17 protein-coding genes are annotated in these 24,708 nt (G+C 46.4%); 10 read left to right on the forward strand and 7 right to left on the reverse strand.

Going from position 1 to position 24,708, the window contains the following annotated elements; genetic code table 11:
- The first annotated feature begins 24 nt into the window (after nucleotides 1-24).
- The 8 genes from ACHUFM_RS12885 to phnE (ACHUFM_RS12920) all read left to right on the forward strand — a co-directional run bounded on the left by ACHUFM_RS12885 (nucleotide 25) and on the right by phnE (ACHUFM_RS12920) (nucleotide 10,166).
- Nucleotides 25-897 carry an ABC transporter substrate-binding protein gene (locus ACHUFM_RS12885; RefSeq protein WP_394182623.1) on the forward strand — a complete coding sequence of 291 codons (873 nt, stop codon included), beginning with the start codon at nucleotides 25-27 and terminating at the stop codon, nucleotides 895-897.
- Nucleotides 897-2,873 (forward strand): Fe(3+)-hydroxamate ABC transporter permease FhuB, encoded by a 1,977-nt coding sequence (gene fhuB / locus ACHUFM_RS12890; RefSeq protein WP_394182624.1) that lies wholly within the window; start codon nucleotides 897-899, stop codon nucleotides 2,871-2,873. Before ACHUFM_RS12885 ends, fhuB begins: the two co-directional genes overlap by 1 nt.
- Before the next feature lie 290 nt (nucleotides 2,874-3,163).
- Entirely contained in the window at nucleotides 3,164-5,056 is a 1,893-nt protein-coding gene (locus ACHUFM_RS12895) for an ATP-binding protein (RefSeq protein WP_394182625.1), read from the forward strand.
- Complete coding sequence (locus tag ACHUFM_RS12900; RefSeq protein WP_394182626.1) at nucleotides 5,057-6,424, forward strand: sigma-54-dependent transcriptional regulator; 1,368 nt, start codon at nucleotides 5,057-5,059, stop codon at nucleotides 6,422-6,424. It abuts the gene before it with no gap.
- 218 nt (nucleotides 6,425-6,642) lie between these two features.
- Complete coding sequence (gene phnD / locus ACHUFM_RS12905) at nucleotides 6,643-7,692, forward strand: phosphate/phosphite/phosphonate ABC transporter substrate-binding protein (RefSeq protein ID WP_394182627.1); 1,050 nt, start codon at nucleotides 6,643-6,645, stop codon at nucleotides 7,690-7,692.
- An 87-nt stretch (nucleotides 7,693-7,779) separates the two neighbouring features.
- On the forward strand, nucleotides 7,780-8,565 hold the full coding sequence (gene phnC, locus ACHUFM_RS12910) for a phosphonate ABC transporter ATP-binding protein (protein ID WP_394182628.1): 786 nt from the start codon (nucleotides 7,780-7,782) through the stop codon (nucleotides 8,563-8,565).
- Nucleotides 8,553-9,347, forward strand: a complete 795-nt coding sequence (phnE, locus tag ACHUFM_RS12915; RefSeq protein WP_394182629.1) for a phosphonate ABC transporter, permease protein PhnE — start codon at nucleotides 8,553-8,555, stop codon at nucleotides 9,345-9,347. The genes phnC and phnE (ACHUFM_RS12915) overlap by 13 nt, the downstream gene beginning before the upstream one ends.
- Nucleotides 9,348-9,368: 21 nt before the next feature.
- A complete protein-coding gene (phnE, locus tag ACHUFM_RS12920; protein WP_394182630.1) occupies nucleotides 9,369-10,166 on the forward strand; it encodes a phosphonate ABC transporter, permease protein PhnE in 798 nt (265 codons plus the stop codon).
- A gap of 70 nt (nucleotides 10,167-10,236) precedes the next feature.
- Here phnE (ACHUFM_RS12920) and ACHUFM_RS12925 read toward each other — a convergent pair whose 3' ends face one another.
- Together ACHUFM_RS12925 and ACHUFM_RS12930 are read right to left on the reverse strand one after the other, a co-directional pair.
- Nucleotides 10,237-13,365, reverse strand: coding sequence for an efflux RND transporter permease subunit (locus ACHUFM_RS12925; protein WP_394182631.1), 3,129 nt, complete (start codon nucleotides 13,363-13,365; stop codon nucleotides 10,237-10,239).
- Between the two features lie 3 nt (nucleotides 13,366-13,368).
- Entirely contained in the window at nucleotides 13,369-14,559 is a 1,191-nt protein-coding gene (locus ACHUFM_RS12930; RefSeq protein WP_394182632.1) for an efflux RND transporter periplasmic adaptor subunit, read from the reverse strand.
- Nucleotides 14,560-14,652: 93 nt separating this feature from the next.
- Here ACHUFM_RS12930 and ACHUFM_RS12935 point away from each other — a divergent pair, with 93 nt between their 5' ends.
- The gene (locus tag ACHUFM_RS12935; RefSeq protein ID WP_394182633.1) at nucleotides 14,653-15,225 is read left to right on the forward strand and encodes a TetR/AcrR family transcriptional regulator; all 573 of its coding nucleotides are present in this window, start codon (nucleotides 14,653-14,655) and stop codon (nucleotides 15,223-15,225) included.
- Here ACHUFM_RS12935 and ACHUFM_RS12940 read toward each other — a convergent pair.
- The 4 genes from ACHUFM_RS12940 to ACHUFM_RS12955 all read right to left on the reverse strand — a co-directional run bounded on the left by ACHUFM_RS12940 (nucleotide 15,222) and on the right by ACHUFM_RS12955 (nucleotide 21,511).
- Entirely contained in the window at nucleotides 15,222-16,112 is an 891-nt protein-coding gene (locus ACHUFM_RS12940; protein WP_394182634.1) for a DMT family transporter, read from the reverse strand. The genes ACHUFM_RS12935 and ACHUFM_RS12940 overlap by 4 nt on opposite strands.
- Before the next feature lie 149 nt (nucleotides 16,113-16,261).
- Nucleotides 16,262-17,575 carry a Na+/H+ antiporter NhaC family protein gene (locus tag ACHUFM_RS12945; protein WP_394182635.1) on the reverse strand — a complete coding sequence of 438 codons (1,314 nt, stop codon included), beginning with the start codon at nucleotides 17,573-17,575 and terminating at the stop codon, nucleotides 16,262-16,264.
- 243 nt (nucleotides 17,576-17,818) lie between these two features.
- Entirely contained in the window at nucleotides 17,819-20,158 is a 2,340-nt protein-coding gene (locus ACHUFM_RS12950; RefSeq protein WP_394182636.1) for a glucose/quinate/shikimate family membrane-bound PQQ-dependent dehydrogenase, read from the reverse strand.
- Nucleotides 20,159-20,326: 168 nt separating this feature from the next.
- Nucleotides 20,327-21,511, reverse strand: a complete 1,185-nt coding sequence (locus tag ACHUFM_RS12955; RefSeq protein WP_394182637.1) for an FAD-dependent monooxygenase — start codon at nucleotides 21,509-21,511, stop codon at nucleotides 20,327-20,329.
- A 185-nt stretch (nucleotides 21,512-21,696) separates the two neighbouring features.
- On the opposite strand from ACHUFM_RS12955, the gene ACHUFM_RS12960 reads away from it, so the two are divergent.
- Entirely contained in the window at nucleotides 21,697-23,064 is a 1,368-nt protein-coding gene (locus tag ACHUFM_RS12960; RefSeq protein WP_394182638.1) for a DEAD/DEAH box helicase, read from the forward strand.
- An 80-nt stretch (nucleotides 23,065-23,144) separates the two neighbouring features.
- On the opposite strand, the gene ACHUFM_RS12965 is transcribed toward ACHUFM_RS12960, so the two are convergent.
- On the reverse strand, nucleotides 23,145-24,536 hold the full coding sequence (locus tag ACHUFM_RS12965) for an L-cystine transporter (RefSeq protein WP_394182639.1): 1,392 nt from the start codon (nucleotides 24,534-24,536) through the stop codon (nucleotides 23,145-23,147).
- Nucleotides 24,537-24,708 lie beyond the last annotated feature (172 nt).

Raw genomic sequence — 24,708 nt, forward strand, 5'->3', positions numbered from 1 at the left:
CACTCAACTTCAGTGAGAATTCCCATGATTGTTCATTTGATAAAACGTCTTCGACTGACAACCTTGTTGTTATGTCTAAGCAGTTGGACACTGCATGCTGAGCCACAACGCTTAGTGTCCATAGACTGGTCTCATACCGAAACCTTGTTAGGTTTAGGCGTAACACCGGTTGGCGCTACTCAGAAGACGGCTTATAACGCTTGGGTGAAAGAGCCAAGCATTCCCAATGAATCGGTAGACATCGGCCTAAGAACACAGCCTAACTTAGAACGTCTAGCCGAGCTAAAACCGGACCATATTTTTGTTTCACCAGCATATCAATATCATCAAGCCAGACTGGAAAAAATCGCGCCAGTTACCGCCATTTCCATCTATGCCGATGGCAAAGCCAACTGGCAAGCCCTACAAGACTTTACCAACACTATGGCGTCGGCCATCGGCAAAGAAGACGCCGCACAGCAACTCATTACAAGGTCGGAAAATACGTTACAGCAACTCAAAGCCTCCTTGCCAGCCAAACCACAAGCAGACCTCCTCATCATTCAGTTTATGGACGCTCGTCATGTGCGGGTGTTTGGTCAAAACAGCATGTTCCAAATCGCGCTGAATCAATTAGGCATCAAGAATGCTTGGCCAGGTGACACCAATGCATGGGGCTTTGCTCTAGTCGGCATTGATAGCTTATTGGAGATTAAAGGGCAATTTGTTGTCGTGGACCCGCTTCCTGCGGGTGCCAAAGAACACCTCGAAAAAGATCAGCTCTGGCAGTACCTAATTAAACAATCAGGTCATCCAGTATTACGCATCGAACCGGTTTGGAGCTTTGGTGCCATTCCTTCTACGGTTCGTTTTGCCACCCTTATTACACAAGCCATGACAGAACAGGAGGCAAACTAATGCGCATTCTCCCCTTTAGCTTCATCAGCCTTCTCCTGCTGACTGTTCTAGCCGTCTGTTATCTACAACTGACGGCACAAATGCCATTTAATCTGGCCTTACAAAGTTTTCTCCATACAGATTGGCAGTCTGTCCTTTCCATCAAGCTGTCTTTAACCTGGTGGCCTCGACTCTTTACCACCTTAATTTGCGGTGCCGCACTGGCGGTCGCAGGGGTACTGATGCAGCAAGTGTTGCGCAATCCTATTGCCTCACCGTCTACTTTGGGGGTCGCCACAGGGGCCAGTTTTGGTTTAATGCTAGCCACTCTTTACGCCCCTTGGTTAATCGAAATTTCGCACAGTCTGGTCGCTCTAATGGGCGGTTTAATTACCATGGCATTGGTTTTTGCTTTGTCATGGCGACGTGCTCTATCACCCACCATTGTCGTGATTACCGGTTTGGTGATTAATCTGTATTTTGGTGCCTTTAGTACGGTTCTGTTAATTCTCAATGAAGAAAAACTCTCCGGTTTAATGATTTGGGGCGCCGGCTCTCTGGTGCAAACAGGCTGGGAAAATGTGCAATATTTATTGCCTAAAGTCATCATAGCCACCGGCGCGGCTTTCCTTTTTCTCAAACCTCTGAGTCTTTTGGAACTCACTGAATCGGGCGCGAAAAGTTTAGGCGTTTCCTTAGCGAAATTACGCTTTATTTGTCTAGGCTTGGCCGTTCTGCTCACTTCATGGGTCGTAGCGAGTGTCGGCGTGATCGGTTTTATTGGCTTAGCCGCCCCAGCAATTACGCGCTTACTAGGCGTTCGTCGATTGGCCCCTAAACTCATTGTGGCGATGGTCATTGGTGCTTTACTGCTCACCCTAACCGATTTGTTAATTCAGTCTCTACCGGGTTACATGCCCATGTACATTCAAACTGGTGCCGCCACGGCCGCATTAGGCGCCCCTTTGATGTTATGGCTGCTGCCCAAGCTGTCGATGAAAAACCAAACGCAAACCGAGACCGTACTGACACGTCATACACCTCAAGTTCGTCGTTTCGGCAAAAAGTCCATTCTGTTCACCGCCGCAGTCTTACTGTTGGGCTTGGCATTCTTTTCCACCGTGTCACTGCAAAACCAAGGTTGGCAATGGCTCTTATTAAACGGTGAATGGTCAATGCTGGATTGGCGTTTACCTAGATTGTTAACTGCAGTACTAGCAGGCGCTATGTTGGCGGTGGCCGGAACCATCATTCAACGCATCAGTGGCAACCCGATGGCCAGCCCAGAGGTCATTGGTATTAGCTCGGGGACGGCCATCGGTTTGATTCTATCTTTGTATACCGGTCTAGCAGCTGGTATGGCAGGTATGTACCTCAGCGGGTTAATCGGTGCCGCATTAAGCATGTTGATCATTGTGCTACTCAACCGTAAATCGGGCTTCCAACCAGAACGCGTATTATTAACCGGTGTGGCCATTACCGCGTTGATGAACGCCATTCAAACCATCATCTTAGCGGGTGGCGACCCGCGTAACTATCAGTTCCTCGCTTGGATGTCGGGTTCTACCTATTACGTCACTTACCAAACCTTGTTGATGACCTTAGTCTTCACCCTTGTGCTGGTTTCTTTGGTGTTTTTATTCACCAAATGGCTAGACATTTTACCCCTAGGCCAAGCCAGTGCTCAGTCTTTAGGCGTAAAAGTCAGTCGTTCAAGATTGGTGTTGTTAGCCATTTCAGCCTGCTTAACCGTCGCCGCTACATTGGTGGTTGGACCTCTCAGTTTCGTGGGTCTAATGGCCCCTCATTTGGCTCGTATGTTGGGCTTTAATCGCGCGAAAGAGCATCTAATAGCCGCCGCGTTAGTGGGCAGTTTCTTGATGTTATTTGCCGATTGGTTGGGCAGACAATGGCTCTATCCACAAGAGATTCCAGCGGGCATGGTCGCCTCCATCTTAGGTGGATTGTATTTGCTGTGGGGATTGCAACGACTTTAAGGTCGACTAATTAAGACACAAACATCTCGCATCAAAAACATCGAGATGTTTGAGTCTATGGTTAAACCTTAAAAGCCCTTTTACGAATTCCCCCCCTCAAAGCCCTTTCACGGCAATCACCTCTGATTGGCGTCATCAACACTAACTAGGATCACAAAAGACAGCAAACACTTGTGATGGGACATTTTTGTCCGCAATATAAACCCCAAACCTAATAAAATGAAGGTGTTGAAGTTGGCATCAATCTTTCATTAGGTAAATAAATTATAAAAATAATAGGACGTACATAAATGGGGATTCCCAGCGTTTATTGGCTTCGTAATATTGGTATTGGCGGTAGGCTATTTTTAGCTTTTGTTTTGATATCTTCTATCACCATTGTGGCAAGTGGGATGGCGACTAACACCTATTTGCAACTCAGTGACCGTCTTTTGTTGTTAAAGCAGCAAGATATTCCCGGATTGGATGCCGCCGCTCGGTTAAACGATAAAAGCCGACAGATTGTTGCCACAGCACCACTGCTCGTCACCAGTGACTCGTCCGTTGCCAGAGCCAAAGCCATGCGCGAACTCAGCTCCGCCATCCGTGAAATGGATTCGTTGATGCGCAACTTACCGGATTACAATCGCTACTTTCTTGAACTCATTACACAAATTAGCAACAGCCTAACGCTGTTAAATCAAAGTGTAGAACGTCGAGAAGTAATCAGACAGGAACTCGCAAAGCACTCTTTGTTTGTCTTTCCGTTATTCCAAGACGCGATTTATCAAATGGACCAGATTCACCCTTCTCCTGAGTTAGAAGAGGTCATACATCGACTCTACTATTTCTCTGGCTTAATTGAAAAAGTCAGTAACGATGCGTCCTTTAACGAGTTAGACTACACCTTTTTAAGGCTAGAAAAGCTAGGGGCTGAAATAGCAGAATACCTCTCTGTACTGCCAAAAGTGCCAGCTTCCTTGCAGGAATCATTATTCGACTTACTCACAATGAGCTCCAGACAAGGACCGCTTTTTCAACTCAAAAATGAAGAACTAGATCTGCTCTACCAGCAAAGTTTTCTCTTAGAAAACAGCCAACAACACATTCAACAATTAGCGGCACAAATCAATCAATACACGAATAACACCAATACCAGTATTCGTGGCTCACTCGAAAGAGCGATCAAATCCATCCATGGTAGCATTCGTAACATTCTACTTCTGTCTCTTATTAGTCTGAGCATTGCGTGTGCGATTTCTTGGTTTTATGTGCGTCGCAATGTATTGCAACGCATTATTGAACTGCAACAGAATATGCGAGCCATTGCCAGCTCACAATTGGACACTAAAATCCGTATTGTGGGTCATGACGAAGTATCAAGCATGGCTCGTGATCTCCAGTACTTTCAGAAAACAGCCATACAAGTTGAACACACCAATCAAACGCTCGCCGCTGAAATCGAAGAAAGAGTCGCTGCAGAAGCGCAATTAAAAGCCGCTCAAAACGAATTGGTACAAGCCGGTAAGCTCGCAGCACTAGGCAAGCTTGGCGTCGGCATTACACACGAAATCAATCAACCACTCACCGCCATTGCCAGCCATTTGCATACCGCAGGACGCCATATGGAAAAAGCCCAAATGGATAAGGCACAAACCAGCCTACAAAAAATCAGCCAACTACTCACCAAAATCACACGCATCACTAAGCACCTCAAAGCCTTCGCTCGTGTTGCCGGAACAGAACTTACGCCGGTTGGCTTAGATGCCGTTATTCGAGATGCCATCGAACTCATGTCGAGTCAAATTGCCGACCAAGGTTGCCAGCTTGATTATCAGATTAGCGCCTCTTCTCTTTCTGTCTTGGCGGAACCCATTCGTTTAGAACAAGTCATGGTCAATCTCATTAGTAATGCGGTTGACGCTCTCTCCAGTGCTCAGATAAAACAACTGTCTATCGAAGTGTACGAACAAAGCAATAGGATATTCATTGATGTGAGCGATACCGGCATCGGCATTGAAGAAAATCAAATAGAGCAGATTTTTGACCCTTTTTTCACCCAAAAAGAAGTAGGACAAGGACTCGGACTCGGTTTATCCATTAGCTATAACATAATCCAAGACTTTGGCGGTCAAATCAGAGTCTCATCGACACCTGAGATAGGCAGTCGCTTCACCTTAGAATTAGCAAAGGCAGAACAATAAATGCTAAACATAATAAAAATAATCATAATCGACGATGATCAAGCCATTATCGAAGCATTAACCGAAATGCTGGAGCTTGAAGGCTTCCAAATCGATAGTTACAGCCGAGCAGACAAAGCCATCTCACAACTCGATAAAAACAGCCCTGTTGTGGTACTAAGCGATGTCAGGATGCCAAAAATGAATGGTATGAATTTACTCGCTCACTTACAGCAGTTAGATCATGAACTGCCCGTCTTACTCATGAGCGGTCACGGTGACATTCCAATGGCCATTGAAGCCATGAAGGAAGGTGCTTATGACTTTCTTGAAAAACCTTTGCAACCGGCTCAACTGATTAATCAATTACAAAGAGCTTCAGAAAAACGCCAGCTGATCCTAGAAAATCGCAAACTCAAACACAACCTTGCTAAACAAACCGGGTTAGAAAACTTAATTATTGGCGAATCAGCGGCCATCAAAAACATTCGTCAACATATCTCTTCTTTGGCACAAGCCAACGTTGACACCATTATTTATGGGGAAACCGGATGTGGCAAAGATGTCGTTGCCAGAGCCTTGCATCAATTCAGTCTACGAAAAAAAGGTCGTTTTATTGCCATTAACTGTGGTGGCATTAGCGAAAGCCTCATTGAAAGTGAGCTTTTCGGACATGAAGCAGGCTCATTCACCGGAGCCAATAAACGCCATATTGGCAAGATCGAAGCCGCAAATGGCGGCACATTATTTTTAGATGAAATCGAAACTATGCCTCTGCCCGTACAAATCAAATTATTGCGGGTCTTGCAAGAACGTACCATTGAACGCGTCGGTAGCACCACGCCCATTCCAGTTGAGCTCACTGTGATTGCAGCCAGCAAAGACAATCTGGCGCAACTCGGTGAAGAAGGGAAATTTCGTCAGGATTTATTTTATCGACTCAATGTGGCCAGCCTTACCATTCCGCCTCTCAGGGATCGTCCTGAGGACATTTTGCCGCTTTTTCATCATTATGCACAAAAAGCCGCTGAACATTTTGCTCGGGAACGGCCCGGTATTACTCCGTCCTACCTAGATTATTTAATTCAACATCAGTGGCCTGGTAACGTTCGTGAATTAAAGAACGCCGCAGATCGGTTCGTACTCGGCATCAGCGAAACCTCACTGGCCTCCATCAAACGACAGGACGACATTAATGGCAGCTATGAAGAACGTATGGACCAATTTGAGCGTCACATTATTGAAGAAGGTTTAAGGGCCACAAACGGCTTATTAAATGAGGCGGCTGAGCTGCTGGATATGTCACGCAAAACCTTGTATCGCAAAATGAAAAAACATCAATTAGATAAACAACAATACAAATCCATCGAATCAGAAGGACACGAATGACCCATTTTACATTTTGTCATGAGACTAAAGCGTCCCAAGCCAATAAAAAGAGACCATGAAAAAATATCAAGCCTTTGTTTTTATTATGTTTTTAAACATTGGCATTGGCTTTGCTGTAGAAGACTTAACCCGACATTGAAGTGGGGTTATCTCATCTCCGACAACGGAACCTCCCGACCGGTGATAACAATAAAAAATACATCATGAGGAAAACAAGAATGCCTATTAAATTATTAACAGGTTTAGTGCTCTCAAGCTCATTACTGTTAGGTGCCACCACAGCCCTAGCGGATGATTGTAGCTATCGTGGCGTTTTGGACGATAAATTCTGTGACGAAAACTACGATCTGGTCGCTGATCTGCCAAAAGACTCAAGCCAATGGCGCGACCCAAGCACACTGGTCTTTACCTATACTCCAGTTGAAGATCCAGCGGTCTATAAAGACGCCTTTAGTGATTTCCAAAAATACCTCAGCGAGGTCACTGGCAAAAAAGTGGTGTATTACACAGTCCACTCAAATGCTGCGGAAGTCGAGGCGTTACGTTCTGGTCGCTTGCACATTGCAGGTTTCTCAACTGGGCCAACAGGTTATGCCGTAAATTTAGGAGGCTTAGTTCCCATTGCCGTAAAAGGAACCGAAGAGTCTTTTCAGGGTTATAACCTGATCACGATCGTACGCCAAGACAGCGACATCAAGAAAATGACCGATTTAAAAGGTAAAGTGGTCGCGCACACATCCGCCTCTTCCAATTCTGGTAACTTAGCACCACGAGCCATCTTCCCTGCGCTTGGACTCACACCAGACAAAGACTACGAAGTGAAATATTCCGGCAAGCATGACCAGTCTGTCATGGGCGTGTTATCTGGCGACTATGAAGCAGCTCCAGTTGCATCAGACGTTTTTAAACGCATGGTGGATGCCAAACGTATCAACAAAGAGGACTTCCGTATCATTTATACCAGCCCTCGATTCCCAACCTCTTCTTTTGGTTATGCTCATGATCTTCACCCTGAGCTGGTTGAAAAAATCAAAAAAGCGTTCTTTACCTTCCGCTTTCCAGCGGACATGCAGCAAACCTTTGGAGGCGCTGATCGCTTTTTCCCCGTTACGTACAAAGAAGAATGGCAAGTCATCCGTGACATTGCCCACGCATCAGGTACAGCTTACACCAAAGCGGGACTCAAACAGTTAGCCGAAGCCGATGCGGCTAAAGCGGCGGCTAAACGAGCCAAAGCAGCAAAAGCCGCTGCCAGCAAAACCCAGTAAACCGCCTTTAACTGAATACCCATTTACATAAAGACCAGCAACCTGAGTCATCAGGTTGCTCGGCACTCTTTGTCTTTAGGAAACACTATGTCTGTCACTCATAACACCGCTGAGCACTCAAATTTTCTTGAAATTCGAGGTTTAAAAAAAGAATACACCGCCGGTAACCCAATTTTAAAAGGCATCGACATTCACATTACTGAGCCTGGAATTGTGGCCATCATCGGTCCTTCTGGAACAGGTAAAAGCACCCTACTGCGCTGTATTAACCGCTTAATTGCCCCTACTGACGGACAAATATTATTTGACGACAATGACCTTTGCCTTGCCAAGGGCTCGCAATTACGCAAACTGCGCCGCCAAGTCGGCATGGTATTCCAAGAGTACAATCTGGTTGAGCGACTGACCGTCATAGAAAATGTCCTAACCGGTCGTCTTGGTTATATGTCCGCATGGAAAGCATGGCGTCGAAATTTCAGCCAAGAAGACATTAATACCGCGTTTGAATTATTGGACGCAGTGGGCTTAAGTGAGCACGCTATGAAACGTGCCGACAGCCTTTCTGGCGGTCAACGCCAACGAGTTGGTATTGCCAGAGCCGTCATGCAAAACCCAAGAATTCTCTTGGCGGATGAGCCTACGTCTTCGCTTGATCCAAAAACGGCCGTCGAGATCATGGAACTTTTACAACGATTCTCTGATGAGAAACAACTGCCCACTCTGGTTAATATCCATGATGTAAAACTGGCTAGCCGATTTGCCAAACGTATGATTGGCATGAGTAATGGCGTGGTTGTCTATGATGGACCACCAGAAAACATCACTGATGAACACCTGAAAAAAATCTATGGAGGTGAATCATGGCTGGTATAAACTCCTCACCGAACAGAGACAATCCCTTTAAACAAAATTGGTTTGTTACCGCTACTTGGCTGGTCGTTATTTGTTATGTCGTATACTCTTTTCAGGCTATGGGCTTGAGTTGGGAGCGTTTTAACGATGGTTTAGGCCATGCTAGCAATCTTTTAGGGCGCATGGTTCCGCCAAATTTTAGTCGCTGGTCGCTGTTGCTCAGTGGTCTTATTGAGAGCTTAGAAATTGCCATTATTTCGAGTATTTTTGGTATTTTCTTTTCTCTCTTTTTGGGGTTATTTGCCGCTCGAAACCTAATGCCAACGTGGGTCAGCACGCCAGTACGAATGTTGATTGCGCTTTGTCGTACATTCCACCCGGTGATCATTGCCATCTTGTTCGTAAAAAGCGTGGGATTTGGCGCATTGGCTGGGATTCTAACCTTGATCGTGGCGTCTATTGGCTTTATTGCCAAACTCTTTGCGGAAGCCATTGAAGAGATTTCTCTAAAACAAGTTGAAGCCATCCGAGCGACTGGGGCAGGTTTTACCAGCATTATTTTATTTTCCGTCATGCCACAGGTGTTTTCGCGCTTCATTGGTTTTTCCACCTATCAACTCGACTCCAATCTACGTAACTCGACCATGGTCGGAATTGTCGGTGCTGGTGGACTTGGCGGCACACTTTTCTCCGCCTTCCAACGCTTTGATTATGATTTTGTCGCCGCCATCCTGATCGTCATCATCGCACTGATTATGTTTGGCGAATTTCTATCCAACATCGTTCGTCGCATTTTTCGCTAGCCTGACCTAGGAATACACATTATGAACACAATAGATCATCACTGGCAGCGCTTTACACTAAAGCAGAAATTGTCTCGCTATGCTGTTTATCTGGTACTCATCATAGCCTTTGTTCAATCGATTAAATCCGTCGAGGTGATTCCCGAGTTTTTACTCGACGCCCCTGAACAAATGGCCGATATGTTTGCGCGTATGTGGCCAATTGATTTTGCGTATTACCCTGTTGCCGTTCACAATGCGATGATTGAAACGCTCAACATCGCCACGCTGGGCACACTTATCACTCTCATCTTTGCGATTCCGTTAGCACTAATGAATGCCAGCAATATCGTAAATTCTGCCTGGTGTCACTGGATCTCTCGATTCTTCTTGGTTTCGTCACGCTCAGTTAACTCTCTGGTATGGGCTCTGCTGTTTGTCTCCATCTTTGGACCCGGTGTCATTGCTGGCGTATTAGCCATCGCCTTTCGCTCTATTGGCTTTGTCGGCAAGCTATTAGGAGAAGCAATCGAAGAAGTTAACATGGGCTCCATTGAAGCACTGAAAGCCACTGGTGCCTCTTGGTTATCCATTTTGCTCAAGGGCTATTGGCCACAAGTCTTACCATCTTTTTTCAGCATCGTACTGTTTCGTTGGGACATTAATGTTCGTGAGTCGGCGGTTCTTGGGTTAGTCGGCGCAGGCGGGATTGGCGTGGTGTTAGACGATTCGATGAACTTATTCCAATGGGACAGAGTGGCGTTATCTCTACTGGCCATTTTCGCAGTCGTTATTGCAGCTGAAATTGTTGTGGTGAATATTCGCAAGCGTTTGCTCTAAGCGGTCTGCCTTGTCACAAAAAAAGGAGCCAGTCGGCTCCTTTTTTATTGCGTCTTTATATGACTATGTCTTAATCATCATGCTCTGTTGAGGACAAGCCATCAGGGCGTTTCGGGAAGATACGACGTACAATTACGAAGAACAGAGGCACGAAGAAGATCGCCAAAACTGTCGCCGTCAATGTACCGCCAACGATCCCAGAACCAATTGAAATACGGCTGTTGGCACCAGCACCACTGGACAAGGCCAAAGGCAGAGTACCCACGATGAACGCCATGGACGTCATAATGATTGGACGTAAACGAAGACGCGCGGCTTGTGCAGCGGCTTCCCACACATTAACCCCTCGTCGGTAAGCCGCTTCCGCAAACTCAACGATCAAGATCGCATTTTTGGAGGACAAACCAATGGTCGTTAACAAGGCCACCTGGAAATATACGTCGTTTTCCAAACCACGCAAATGGGCAGCGGCAGCGGCACCAATCACCCCTAATGGGATCACTAAAATCACCGATAATGGCACAGTCCAGCTTTCATAAAGTGCAGCCAAACATAGGAAAACAACCAAAATGGAAATGGCGTACAAGATGAGTGTTTGTCCACTTGATAAACGTTCTTGGTAAGACAAACCACTCCAAGCACTGGTGGTACCAGCAGGCAAATTATCAGCCAAACGCTGTAATTCATCCATCGCCTCACCCGAACTCACCCCATTGGCACCAGAACCCTCGATTTGATAAGACGCCGAACCATTGAAACGACTCAAGGTTTTTGGACCATACGTCCACTCACTTTCCGCAAACGCAGAGAAAGGTGTCATGGTGTTATCATTTCCACGTACATACCAGTGCTGCAGATCTTCTGGAGCAGAACGATATTCCGCTTCACCTTGTACATAGACGGTTTTAACACGACCACGATCCACAAAGTCATTCACATAGCTGCCCGCCCAAGCACTGCTTAGAGTCGAACTAATGTCTGACATAGACAAGCCCAAAGCTGATGCTTTTTCTTGGTCAATATCAATGTGTAACTGTGGCGCTTCTGACTGTGACCCTAAACGTACCCCTGTTAATAATGGGCTAGCATTGGCATTTTGCAACAAGGAGTCTCGCATTGACATCAAAGTGTCACGGTCAGTATTACCAGACGCTAACAATTGAAAGGTGAAACCATTACTTTGTCCTAGACCTTGAATAGAAGGCGGGATCAATGAGAAAATCATGGCATCTTTGATACCAGCAAAGGCCCCATAAGAACGACCAACAATCGCCCCTGCACTGTTAGCAGGACCAACACGCTCACTCCAGTCTTTTAGTGCAATAAAGGCTAAACCGGCATTTTGGCCCGTACCCATGAAGTTAAAGCCAGAGATAGTAAAGATGGCTTTTACATTAGCCTTCTCGGCCACCATAAAGTGCTGCTCCACTTGGCGCATCACTTTATCCGTCCGCGCCATTGAGGCTCCTTCCGGTAAAGACACCATCACCATCACTCGACCTTGATCTTCCGTTGGCAAGAAACCAGATGGCAAATTCATCATTAAACCACTCAAACCGGCAACAATGGCACCATAAACCACCATCCAACGAATCGGACGCTTGATGATGCTACTCACACCACCAAAATATTTATTGGTCGCACGATCAAAGTTACGGTTAAACCAGCCACCTAAGCCTTTTTTAGGCGCATGATGATTAGGTTTGAGCATGGTGGCACACAAAGCCGGAGTCAATGTTAGCGCCACCACGACAGACAAAGTCATCGCAGCGACAATAGTGACTGAGAACTGACGATAAATAACCCCAGTGGAACCACTGAAAAACGCCATGGGTAAGAAAACCGCCGATAACACGACCGCAATACCAATCAAGGCACTGGTGATCTCCTTCATCGACTTGATCGTGGCTTCTTTCGGTGACAACTTATCTTCTTCCATCACCCGTTCAACGTTTTCCACCACCACGATGGCGTCGTCCACCAGTAAGCCAATTGAAAGCACGATACCAAACATGGTCAGGGTATTAATCGAGAAGCCAAACAACTCCAACACCCCAAACGTACCCAGCAATACAACTGGTACAGCAATCGCAGGAATTAGGGTCGCGCGCCAGTTCTGTAGAAATACAAACATGACGATGACCACCAGTGCAATCGCTTCAAATAAGGTTTTCACCACCTCTTCAATCGAGATTTTGATAAAACTGGTGTTGTCTACAGGAAAAGATAACTTATAACCATCGGGCAGATTCTTTTCTAACCCAGCCAATAACGTTTTAACAGCCTCGGAAGTGGATAAAGCATTCGCACCAGGCGCCAGCATAACAGCCATACCTGACGCAGGGTGACCATTCAAACGAGGGATGAAAGAATAGCTCTCACTGCCCAATTCAACTTTTGCCACATCACTTAAACGCACGGTTGCGCCACTGTCATCGTAAGCCAAAATAATGTTTTTAAATTGTTCAGCTGTTTGCAGTTTAGACTGCGCGGTTACCGTCACATTCAATTCTTGGCCATCAACAATAGGGTAAGCACCAAGACTACCCGCCGCGACTTGCGTATTTTGCGCGGTAATAGCAGATGAAATATCCGACGGCATCAACTTATAAGATGCCAGCTTCAGAGGATCAAGCCAAATACGCATCGCATATTCCGAACCAAAAACCTGAATGCTACCAATCCCATCAACACGGGAAACTGGGTCCTGAATACTCGACACCAAAAAGTCTGAAATATCGCTTGCGGTATCGGTGTCTGTTTCGTCATAGATTGCGGCAACTAACAAGAAATCCGTATTGGATTTCTCAACGGTCACCCCATTCTGTTGCACCGAATTTGGCAGACTGGACGTCACTTGCTGAATTTTATTCTGTACTTGAACCTGTGCAATATCCGCATCAGTCCCTTGCTCAAAGGTCACATTGATACTCGTTCGGCCTGAAGAGCTGCTTGACGAAGAAAAGTACAATAAACCATCTAACCCTGTAAGTTGTTGCTCCAGGACTTGAGTCACACTGTTTTCTACTGTTTCCGCAGAGGCACCAGAATAGGTTGCTGAAATACTCACCGTTGGTGGTGCAACGTTAGGGTATTGTCCAACTGGCAAGGTATTAATGGATCCCAAACCGACCAACATGATTGCAATGGATATAACCCATGCAAACACCGGACGGTTGATAAAAAATTGCGCTAACATAGATTAATTCCCTTGTGCTGCTGAAGCCTGTTTACTATCAATGATCTCACCCGTCTTCTCATCACGAACCATTGGTGAGGCCATGACTTCGCTGCCCGAACGGACTTTCAAAGACCCTTCGACCACCACTTTGTCACCGGCATCAATTCCAGATAACACCAACCATTGATTATCAATCGCGCGTTCTACGGTCAAAATACGCTTCTCGATGACGTTTTGCTTATTCACAACATAGGCAATTGGATTACCTTTCACATCACGAGACACACCCTGCTGTGGCACTAGTAACGCCTGTGTGTGCGTGGCTTCATGTATCAAGCCTCGGACAAACATCCCAGGCAATAAAAGATCATCTGGATTGGGAAACTCTGCACGTAACGTCACACTGCCAGTATTTTCATCCACACTGACTTCACGGGCTTTTAGTTGCCCTTCGTATTCGTATTGTGTGCCATCTTCAAGAATCAAAGACACTTTGTTCGTGCCTTTTTCAACGCCATCCTGCTTTAGCAAAGTACGTTGTTTTAACTGATCCAAGCTGGTTTGCGCTAAGTCAACGAAAATTGGATCCAAAGAACGTATGGTGGTCATGACCGTTGATTGGCTACCGGTCACCAAGGCCCCAACGGTCACTTGAGAAATGCCGATACGACCATCAATTGGCGCTCGAACTTTGGTATGACCTAGGTTGATTTTGGCCGATTCTAGTGCTGCTTCAGAACCTTTTTGCTTAGCTTTCGCTTCTAAAAAAGCCACCTGAGCGTCGTCTAAATCTTGTTGCGAAACGTTATTTTGCTTACGCAACTCTTTGTAGCGGTTATATTTTAATTGCGCTGATTTTAAACTGGCGTTACTCGATTCTAGGTCCGCTTGCGCTTGTTTATAAGAGGAAACATAAGTGGAATCATCTAACTCATATAAGACATCGCCAGTTTTAACGTCTTGCCCTTCTTCAAAGAAGCGCTTCTCAACAATACCACCGACTTGTGGTCGAATTTCTGCCACCAAGCTTGATGTCGTTCGACCGGGTAGCTCAGCAATTAATTCTGTGGTTTGTGGTTCGATCGTTACGACACCGACTGGCACTTTTTGAGCCTTTGGTGCTGCAGATTCAGACTGAGAAGCCTCTTCCTGACAACCAGCAAGTAACAAAACAAGCAATAAACTTGAAGCATATTTAAATTTAGACAACATTGAGGAGACTTCCTTTCGAAACATTGAGAATGATCATTCACAAAACTATAATCTAAGCCAAATCCCAAATACATGACCTAAACGTGCAAATAAATGAGAAGTAGTAAAGAACCCAGCCTTAAAGACCAACGCATACAATGCATTATTGATGCCACTGAACAACATGTGCTCACCAAAGGCTTTCACAAAGCCAGCATGAGTGACATTGCCAAATCAGCGGAATTAAGCGTTGGTCAAATCTATCGCTACTTTGCCCATAAAGATGACATTATTCGCGCCTTAGTTGAGCAGTCTACACAGAAAAAGTTACAATTCATGTCCTCTTTTCTGGATAAAGAAAAATGGTTAGATCGGCACTTTTTAGACGACAGTGAAGACACTCAAAGAATTCGAGTGATGCATACCGAAATCCAAGCAGAAGCAGCTCGCAATCCTGTCGTCTTTGAAATATGTCAGGATTCTCAGCAACGCTTACAACAACACGCCGTTGCCCTATTGCAAGACAAATCGCCCAACATCAGCGAAGCCGAAGCGACGGCAAGAATTGAAATGTTGGTCACTCTAACCGAAGGTTTACTGGCTCGTTGGGAATTTCAACAACGCCCTCTCAGCCAAGAAATGATTAAGCTCTACAATAAAGTGATTGATCAGATTCTACCTGATTAAGCAGCTCTGACTCGGCGTAATATCGAACGAATTTGTGGCCATCTACTAACCAACATGGCAACAAAAATCAGCACACAGCCAAACACTTGCCCAGCGCTCATGATCTCATTGAACCAAAATACTGCAAAAATGGCGGTCCATACAGGCTCAAGGTTCATAATCACCGCCGCATGACTCACCGGTGTAAGACTCATACCATAAGTTTGCAGCAAAAAACGTAAGCTACTGGCAATCAAAGTACTGGCTAAAAACCAGCCAGCCACACTGATGCTTATACTGTGCGGCAAAGGTTCAAATAACAATGACAGCCCCAGCAACACTGCACCAGCGGCAAACAACTGAATCGCAGTCAGCACCAAAACATGCATCCTAACGGAAAAACGCGACAAAAGATTTAACTGCAACGCTGACCCCAACGCCGCCCCTAAGAAATAAAAATGCGCGATTTCAAAGTTAAATCCATTGTTTAAGGCCAAAAAACCTAAACCCACTATAGCAAAAGGCAGTGCGACCCAAATACTCATAGGTGGCCGTTCCGCAAACATAAAACGCGCAACCAAAGGCGCTAACACCACGCCTAAACTCGTGATAAAGGCACCGACTCCCAAGTTGGAACCCTGATCCAGTCCAGTTACCCAAAACATCATGGTGATACCAAACAAAACGCCAACCAAACAGGCTTGACGAATCCCCTGCCAACTCATGCCACGAAAAAACTTCTGCCCAACAAGAAACAGTACAAACCCAGCCACTAAAAAGCGTACTCCCATGAAAAATAAAGGAGGTAATCCGATCAAGGCTTCTTTCGAAAAAATCCAACCAAGAGCGGCAATAATAGTGACTAAAACTAAAATCAATTCGGCTTTGAGATGACTGGTGTGTTTCAAGTGATGTCCTTATACCCAGTAATGTGCAATGACGTAAAAAGCCTGAATCCCTATCATCAGGCATTCAGGCTTTTCATAATCGGTTCTATCCACAAAGAAATGAACTCAGCCATTCCTTTGTGTCATAACATTAAGCGTGTCCCAAAAGACTAAACTTTCGCTTTCGGCCAACCAAATAGGATCGACAACAAGGCTACCGCTGCAAGCAACCAAGAGTACTGCACATAGCCAACCAGTGCCAGTGGTGACACTTTAGCTAATGAGGAAGCTAAAAGGATTTGCGCACCGTAAGGTAAAACACCTTGCGCCACACACGAGAAAATATCCAACAAACTCGCACTGCGTTTGGGGTCAACGTTGTAACGCTCTGCTATGTTTTTTGCAACCGAGCCGTTAATCAGGATCGACACCGTGTTGTTGGCGGTACACAAATTAGTTAGAGCGACTGAAGCACTGATACTCAACTCGCCTGCGCGGGTTGAACCTTGTTTGGCACCAAACAAACGGCTAATACGCTCAATGGCACCAACCAACCAATCAAGACCACCTTGTGACTTCATCAACGCGGCCAAACCACCAATCAACAAAGACAAGATCAATATTTCCTGCATACCAGTATAGCCAGCATAAATATCTTTAGACCAAGTCGCTACGGTGTAGTCAGCTTGCATGAACAAACCAATACCACCAGCCAAAACAATGCCACTGAACAAAACTAAGATCACATTAACACCCGCAACCGCTAACCCTAATACCGCAACATAAGGCAAAATACGGATCAGCTCATAGTCGCCAATATCGGCAATTTGCGCATTGGAGCTTTGGAAAAACAGCCAAACCAAGGTGATGATGGCAGCAGGCAAAGCAATTTTGAAGTTCATGCGGAATTTATCGCGCATGTCACAACCTTGAGTTCGTGTCGCGGCAATCGTGGTATCGGAAATGATCGATAAGTTATCACCGAACATAGCACCACCAATGACCGTACCGACGGTGAGTAACAGTGGTAGGTCGGCCGCTTCTGACACACCAATTGCAATGGGAGCAATGGCAGCAATAGTACCCATTGAGGTGCCCATAGAAGTCGCAACAAACGCCGTAATCACAAACAATCCAGGCAAAAGCAAAGAGGCCGGTATCACGCTTAAGCCAAAGTTTACTGTCGCATCCACACCACCAACGCTCTTTGCCACACTCGCAAAGGCACCAGCCAGTAGATAGATCAGAATCATGGTGATGATGGTGTTATCACCCACCCCATTGATGAAGGTTTCAATTCGCTGATTAAAATGCCCTTTCGCCAACAGAATGGCCAAGGCAATCGCCGGCAAAATCGCTACCGGTGCAGAAATTTGATAGAAAGCGAAGTCAACGTCTTGGGATTGATACCACAAGCCACTGCCAACAAAAAGCACAAGAAAAAGAATGAGTGGCAGTAACGCCAAAGGAGATTTAGAAGTCATATCGTCTGTTGAATTCCAGATTAATTAGGTCACAAGACTTTTGGTCTTTAAATAAGGTGGCACATAATAGTGAAAAGCCATTCTGTGCGCCAATAACAAATTGCCATGTGATTGGCAGAATTCGTTATAACAAAACAAGCAGATTGAAACAAAAAATATTCGATTTAGCTATATAAAATAGCTCAACCTAAGTTGAGCTATTTTCACTGAGCATAGATTTTTAGTACTAATGACTAAAAGCGGCTACTTTTTCAGTTTGTACGCCACCACGTAATCGCCGATAGTCGTACCAATGGAACCATGACCACCCGCCACTTGCACCACCATCTGCTCTCCTTGGCTATTGAGATACGTCATAGGAGTGGCTTGACCACCCGCTGGTAAGCGTGCTTTCCACAATTCCTCGCCATTCGACATATCATAGGCACGCAGATAATCATCGACCGTTGCCGCCATAAAGACCACACCACCTTCAGTGATAATGGGGCCACCAATGCCCGGCACTCCCATTTTGATCGGCAATTTAAATGGCGTCATGTCTTCAATTGTGCCGTTTTTATGCTGCCAAGCCGTCTGACCTGTTTGTAAATCCACCCCGGCCACATACCCCCAAGGTGGTTGCTGACAAGGCACACCCATTGGCGACAAGAATGGTTTGAGTTCCACGGCGTAATTCGCGCCCTCATTGGAGTTAACACCCTGTTCGCCCTTATTGGCTTGGCTCAAATCCACGCCTTCTTTCGGCACCAATCTTGACGTAAATGCCAAATACAACGGCATACCAAACATCTGCTGGCGTTTTGGGTCCACCGCAATACCGCCCCAATTAAACACCCCAAAGTTACCGGGATAAATAATCGAACCTTGCTCAGAAGGGGGGGTATAACGTCCTTCATAACGCAATTGCTTAAATTCAATACGGCACATCATCTGGTCTAATAAGGTCGCCCCCCACATATCGGCTTCCGTTAAGCCTTCAGGCTTGAATGACAACGCCGATGTTGGCTGAGTTGGAGCGGTATGATCTCCCAAAATAGCGCCCTGTGGTGCTGGCTCCTCTGTTATTGGAAAAATCGGCTCACCAGTGGCACGGTTTAACACATACACATCGCCTTGTTTGGTTGGAACCACCAATACTGGCTGTATTCCAGAATCCGTTTGCAGATCCAACAACGAAGGCTGTGCTGGTGTGTCCATGTCCCAAAGGTCATGATGGACAAACTGCTGCACCCACTCGACTTGACCCGTTTCAAGACTCAAAGCCACCACTGACGTAGCGTACTTCTCTTCCGCTGGAGAGCGATACATACCTAATTGATCTGGCGTACGGTTACCCATTGGAAAATACGCCAAACCCAATTCTTCATCGGCACTGGCGATTGACCAACTGTTCGGCGAACTGGTGGCATAGGTTTCATCGTCAGCGATGGGGGATGTTTCTTTAGGATGGCCTGAATCCCAATTCCATTTTAACTCGCCACTTTTCACATCGTAGGCACGAATCACACCAGAAGGCGAGTTGATGTCATAATTGTCATTGACCGATCCGGCCACAATCACCACCCCACCAGCGACTAATGGCGGTGACGTAGAGTAGTAATAGCCTGACTGTTTAAACGGCATGTTATGCATTAGATCCAACTCACCTTGCTCGGCAAAATTGGCACAACGCGCGCCCGTCGTCGGATCAAGCGCCACTAAACGCGCATCGGAAGTCGGCAAGTACAGTTGAGCATCGCACTGCATAGCAGCAAGCGTTTCTGCCGGTTGCGAGGCCTTCTTCACGTCAGGTAAAGGTTTGCCATCGCTGGCAGGCAAATAAGAGACACCTCGGCAGGTTTGATGCTGACGCTGACTGTCTGCTGGTACCTTAGCGTCGTACACCCACAACTCTTCGCCAGTGTCGGCATCCAACGCCACCAGCCAGTTATGCGGCGTACAGATATACAAAGCATTACCGAGTTTTAACGGTGTCGCTTCATAAGTGGTTTCGCCCACATCTTGTGGGCCTTTCTTATCACCAGTTTGATATTGCCAAGCCAGTTGCAATTGCTCAACATTATCTGGGGTGATTTGATCCAAAGGAGAGAAACGCTGACCTAAATTACTGCGTCCATAAGCTTGCCACTCAGCTCGTTTGACATCACCAAGCTTAGCTTCTGGCAAGGTCACAGAACGGGTCAATTGCCCTTCTACTGTCGTTGGCGAGGTCATAAACAAAGGCGAAATGGTCACCAAAGCAGTCGCTAACCAAACACTGAACAACACTCTGCCACCTTTGCCTGATTTAAACCAAGCCACCAAAAACAAAGGAATAGCCAGAACCAGCAATAGTCCCATACGCGTGGCTAATGGCCACCAGCTTAACCCTGACTCCTGCAGAGCCCAAGCCAAGGTCCCTATGAGCAAAACGGCATACAATCCATTTGCTAACTTGTGGGAGCGACGCAAAGTAAAAGATACGGCGAGTAACGCTACACCCGCCAATAAATAATAAAGACTCCCACCGAGCGACAGCAGCCAACCACCGCCTACCATGAGCGCGATGCCAAGCAGAAAAAATAACACTGAGAGCACAATCATATGACACTATCCCTTCGCATTTGATTTAAAAAGAGTGCAGCAAAGCAAGTTGGTACACTCTTTTTAACCATAAATGATTAGAGATCAAATTAAATGGATAGAGCAAAAAACAATCAAATTGACTTTTTTCTTACATATTTTAATAACATTTCGACCGTGACGAAGATCCTAGCCGATCACATCATGACCATAAACAAAGTCCAATTTTGACTGCACAATCTTCGGCGCAATAGACGTAGCCAGTTGCATGGCTTTGAGTTTGGCTTTACCTAATACACCACCATGCATGTGATACAAACCAGCATTGGCCGCAGACATTTGTTGGATTTTAGTGGCCCGAGGTTTACGAATGGCTTCATAATTCATTAGTGCTTTAGGAACATCATACTGACTTAACTGATCAGCCAATACATAAGCGTCTTCAATTGACATGGCCGCCCCTTGCGCCATAAAAGGCAACATAGGATGACAAGCGTCTCCCAACAGCACCACTCGCTTATCCTGCCACGTCGGCAGCTCAGCACGTCCGTTCAGTGACCACAAAAAGCTACTTTTCGCGGCTTCCAACAATCCTGTTACCTGTGGATGCCAATCTGCAAAGGCTCGACGTAATTGCTGAATATCGCCCTCTTCTCGCCAGGACTCAGAACGCCAATCAGACCGTTCCTCGACGGCAACAAAATTAACGTCCCGACCACCCCGTAAATAATAAGTCACCAGATGTTTGCCAGGCCCCGCCCAGACACAAGCTTCAGGCGCAATTTTCGTTGCCAAATCGTCTACTGAGATCACCCCACGCCACGCTACCTGCCCCATAAAGCTTGGCTTTTCTGGCCCCAGTAACTGAGTCCGAACGGCCGAGCGAATACCATCCGCACCGATTAACAGATCCCCACTAACCGATTGCCCATCAGTAAGCTGCAACACCACTTTATCCTGCTCTTGCTGATAACCAGACACCTCAGCATTTAACTGAATTTGCACTCCCGCTGACCGACAAGCCTCGACCAACACAGCATGCAAATCTGCACGATGCAAATGCCAATAAGGTGCGCGGTAGCGGAACTCCGCTTCTTTGCCCAGCGGCGCTCGCAAATAATATTCTCCTGAACGATAGTCTCGAATACTGGCATAAGCTGGCTCAAATACTTTTGATGTTAATGCGTCAGCTAAACCCAATTTAATTAACACCCTACTGGCATTCGGGCTTATTTGCAGACCTGCGCCAACTTCGCCCAATTGGGAAGACTGCTCACACATCACCACCTGAATACCTTGCTTAGCCAAGGCTAAGGCCGCCGTTAGTCCGCCGATTCCGGCACCAGCAATCACTACTCGCTTTACTTGATTCAATCTCGTTGTCCCTTTAGCTCTCGACCAATGAGGTCACTTCTGTTCATCATGGTAGCGAATTTAAGGTTAAAAAAAAGCGACTTACGTCATCTTTAATGGCGACATAGAAGAATATAGGGTAAGCTTCGCGCAAATCTTGTACAGTCAATCTGTACACCTGCCTTTGTCATTACACGAGTACATCTATGAGTTTCACCAAACTGGGTCTGTCCGCCCCTATTCTTAAAGCCATTGAAGAACAAGGTTATACAGAGCCTTCACCGATTCAAGCGCAAGCCATCCCAGCCGTTCTCGAAGGTCAGGATGTTATGGCAGCGGCACAAACAGGTACCGGTAAAACCGCCGGTTTCACACTGCCGCTTCTTGAAAAGCTAAGCGCAGGACCATTAGCAAAAAGCAATCAAGTTCGCGCCTTAGTATTAACTCCGACTCGTGAACTAGCGGCTCAAGTGGCTGAAAGCGTGAAAAACTACGGTCAGCATTTACCGCTAAAATCGACCGTGGTGTTTGGTGGTGTCAAAATCAACCCACAGATGATGGCGCTGCGTCGCGGCGCGGATGTACTGATCGCCACACCAGGTCGCTTATTAGATCTATACAACCAAAAGGCGCTGAAATTCGACCAACTGGAAGTGTTGATTCTCGACGAAGCCGACCGCATGCTCGACATGGGCTTTATCCACGACATCAAAAAAGTCTTGGCTATTTTGCCGAAGAAACGTCAGAACCTTTTATTTTCAGCGACCTTCTCGCCAGAGATTCGTGACCTAGCCAAAGGCCTAGTAAACAACCCAGTAGAAATTTCAGTCACACCACGCAATGCCACCGCCAAATCTGTCGAACAATGGCTGCACCCAGTCGATAAGAAACAGAAAATTGATTTACTGATTGATCTTATTGCTGACGGTCAATGGCAACAAGCTCTGGTGTTTTCACGAACCAAACACGGTGCCAACAAAATCACCAAACAGCTGGAAGCCGCGGGCATACGCGCCAGCGCCATTCATGGCAATAAAAGCCAAGGGGCCAGAACTCGTGCTCTTGCCGACTTTAAAGAAGGTCGCATTCGCATTCTCGTGGCAACCGACATTGCTGCACGCGGCATTGATATTGAAGAACTACCACACGTGGTGAACTTTGATTTACCTGACGTGGCAGAAGACTATGTTCACCGTATCGGCCGAACAGGTCGAGCCAATGCCACAGGACAAGCTATTTCTTTGGTATCAGCGGACGAATTGGATCAACTTAAAGCCATCGAACGTCTCACTCAAAAGCTGATTGAACGTCGCTACGTGGACGACTTTTTCCCAACCCACATGTTGCCAGACACCACACTGGATACACGTCCAATCAAACCTAAGAAGCCAAAGAAGCCTAAGGCCAATAAGACACCAGCCAGATCAGGCAACAGTAACAACAAGGTGAAAAAGCCGGCACCAAAAGCCGATGTCACTCAGGGACAAGGGCTACGTAGCAAACCATTGGCACCAGCCAGACGCAACCGCAAACCGAACGGCGGTGTAAACAAGCCCAATGCGAGCCAATCATAGATAAGCAAGCGCTGCATTAATTAATCAGTACGCACAAAAAAACCACCCTAGGGTGGTTTTTTTCGTGATAACACTCGTCGTTAGCCGTTTTTCAACTCGCCACTGGCTTCATTATCACTGGCAAACGTCTCGCCATCAGTATGCCCCAGCCACTTAGACGTAATCGTTCCCGACGTCATTGCCCCATTCACATTAACCGCCGTTCGTCCCATATCAATCAAAGGCTCAATCGAAATCAACAAACCCGCTAGTGCCACTGGCATATCTAATGCAGACAACACGATTAGAGCGGCAAAGGTCGCACCGCCACCAATACCTGCAATACCAAATGAGCTAATGGTGACAATGGCCACCAAAGACAAGATGAAAGAAGGATCCAATGGATTGATCCCAATCGTTGGCGCAATCATCACCGCCAACATAGCAGGGTACAAACCAGCACAGCCATTTTGTCCCATGGTCGCACCAAACGAAGCGGAGAAGTTCGCTTCACCATCACCGTTCCCCAAACTCTTCGTCTGCGTTTCAATATTCAGTGGAATCGTACCGGCACTAGAACGCGACGTGAAGGCAAACAAAAGCACAGGAGACACCTTCTTCAAATAGCGCAATGGTGAAATGCCATTAAACGCCAACAGACATAGATGCATCACCAAGATCAGCGCCAAACCAACATAAGACGCAACAACGAAGTTCAACAAAGTCAAAATGTCAGACACATTAGAGCCCGCAACCACCTTGGTCATCAGCGCCAAAATACCGTAAGGCGTTAAGCTCAATACCATGCGCACCAATGTACGAACAATGGCTTGTGATACGTCGACAAAGCGCTCGAAAATCTCACCGATTTCCGGCTGAGTTTTCGCTACTTTCACGCCTGCCACACCAATAAAGGCGGCAAAGATCACTACCGCAATGGTCGACGTTGGACGACTACCGGCTAGATCCGCAAAAGGATTACCAGGGAAGAAAGAACGAATCATATCTGCAAAAGACACATTGGCTAAACCATCTAAACGTGTCTCCAAGGCTTCACCACGAGCCATTTCACGAGCGCCCTGTACGATGCCGTCAGCAGACAAACCGAAAAGGTTGCTCACAAACACACCGATCAAAGCCGATACCGCCGTGGTGGCCAGCAAAATACCAATGATGGAACCAGACATCTTACCCAAAGAGCCCGTGTCTTTTACCTTGACGATGGCGCCAATAATTGACACCAGAATCAGCGGCATAATGATCATCTTCAGCAAGCTGACGTAACCAGAGCCAACAATGTTCACATACTCAAGTGTGTCAGTAATTGGACCACTACCCACGCCATAAATGAACTGCAAAGACGCACCGAACAAGACCCCTAAACCCAAACCGGTAAACACACGTACAGACAAGGATTTTTCTGATTTTTGTTGACGAAACAACACCACCAACAACACCACAAACACCGCCAAATTGAGAACGGAATACAACATAATGACACCTTAAACATTCATCCTAGACATCGACATTAAATCCGCTTTACTCCATGAAAAACGGCACTGGTCGACCAAATCCGCGCCATGGTAACAAAATAATGAAATGGACACCCCCTTCTATACTGAGTAGGTCAGTTTAAAAGGAGAACATCATGGATACGATTCATGC

The organism is Marinomonas posidonica (assembly GCF_043643765.1).
Classification (GTDB): Bacteria; Pseudomonadota; Gammaproteobacteria; order Pseudomonadales; family Marinomonadaceae; genus Marinomonas; species Marinomonas posidonica_A.

Bases quoted from the DNA above. Each gene is read 5' to 3' on its own strand.
- ACHUFM_RS12885 (WP_394182623.1), top strand. From the start codon at position 25: ATGATTGTTCATTTGATAAAACGTCTTCGACTGACAACCTTGTTGTTA.
- fhuB (WP_394182624.1), top strand. From the start codon at position 897: ATGCGCATTCTCCCCTTTAGCTTCATCAGCCTTCTCCTGCTGACTGTT.
- ACHUFM_RS12895 (WP_394182625.1), top strand. From the start codon at position 3,164: ATGGGGATTCCCAGCGTTTATTGGCTTCGTAATATTGGTATTGGCGGT.
- ACHUFM_RS12900 (WP_394182626.1), top strand. From the start codon at position 5,057: ATGCTAAACATAATAAAAATAATCATAATCGACGATGATCAAGCCATT.
- phnD (WP_394182627.1), top strand. From the start codon at position 6,643: ATGCCTATTAAATTATTAACAGGTTTAGTGCTCTCAAGCTCATTACTG.
- phnC (WP_394182628.1), top strand. From the start codon at position 7,780: ATGTCTGTCACTCATAACACCGCTGAGCACTCAAATTTTCTTGAAATT.
- phnE (WP_394182629.1), top strand. From the start codon at position 8,553: ATGGCTGGTATAAACTCCTCACCGAACAGAGACAATCCCTTTAAACAA.
- phnE (WP_394182630.1), top strand. From the start codon at position 9,369: ATGAACACAATAGATCATCACTGGCAGCGCTTTACACTAAAGCAGAAA.
- ACHUFM_RS12925 (WP_394182631.1), bottom strand. From the start codon at position 13,365: ATGTTAGCGCAATTTTTTATCAACCGTCCGGTGTTTGCATGGGTTATA.
- ACHUFM_RS12930 (WP_394182632.1), bottom strand. From the start codon at position 14,559: ATGTTGTCTAAATTTAAATATGCTTCAAGTTTATTGCTTGTTTTGTTA.
- ACHUFM_RS12935 (WP_394182633.1), top strand. From the start codon at position 14,653: ATGAGAAGTAGTAAAGAACCCAGCCTTAAAGACCAACGCATACAATGC.
- ACHUFM_RS12945 (WP_394182635.1), bottom strand. From the start codon at position 17,575: ATGACTTCTAAATCTCCTTTGGCGTTACTGCCACTCATTCTTTTTCTT.
- ACHUFM_RS12950 (WP_394182636.1), bottom strand. From the start codon at position 20,158: ATGATTGTGCTCTCAGTGTTATTTTTTCTGCTTGGCATCGCGCTCATG.
- ACHUFM_RS12960 (WP_394182638.1), top strand. From the start codon at position 21,697: ATGAGTTTCACCAAACTGGGTCTGTCCGCCCCTATTCTTAAAGCCATT.
- ACHUFM_RS12965 (WP_394182639.1), bottom strand. From the start codon at position 24,536: ATGTTGTATTCCGTTCTCAATTTGGCGGTGTTTGTGGTGTTGTTGGTG.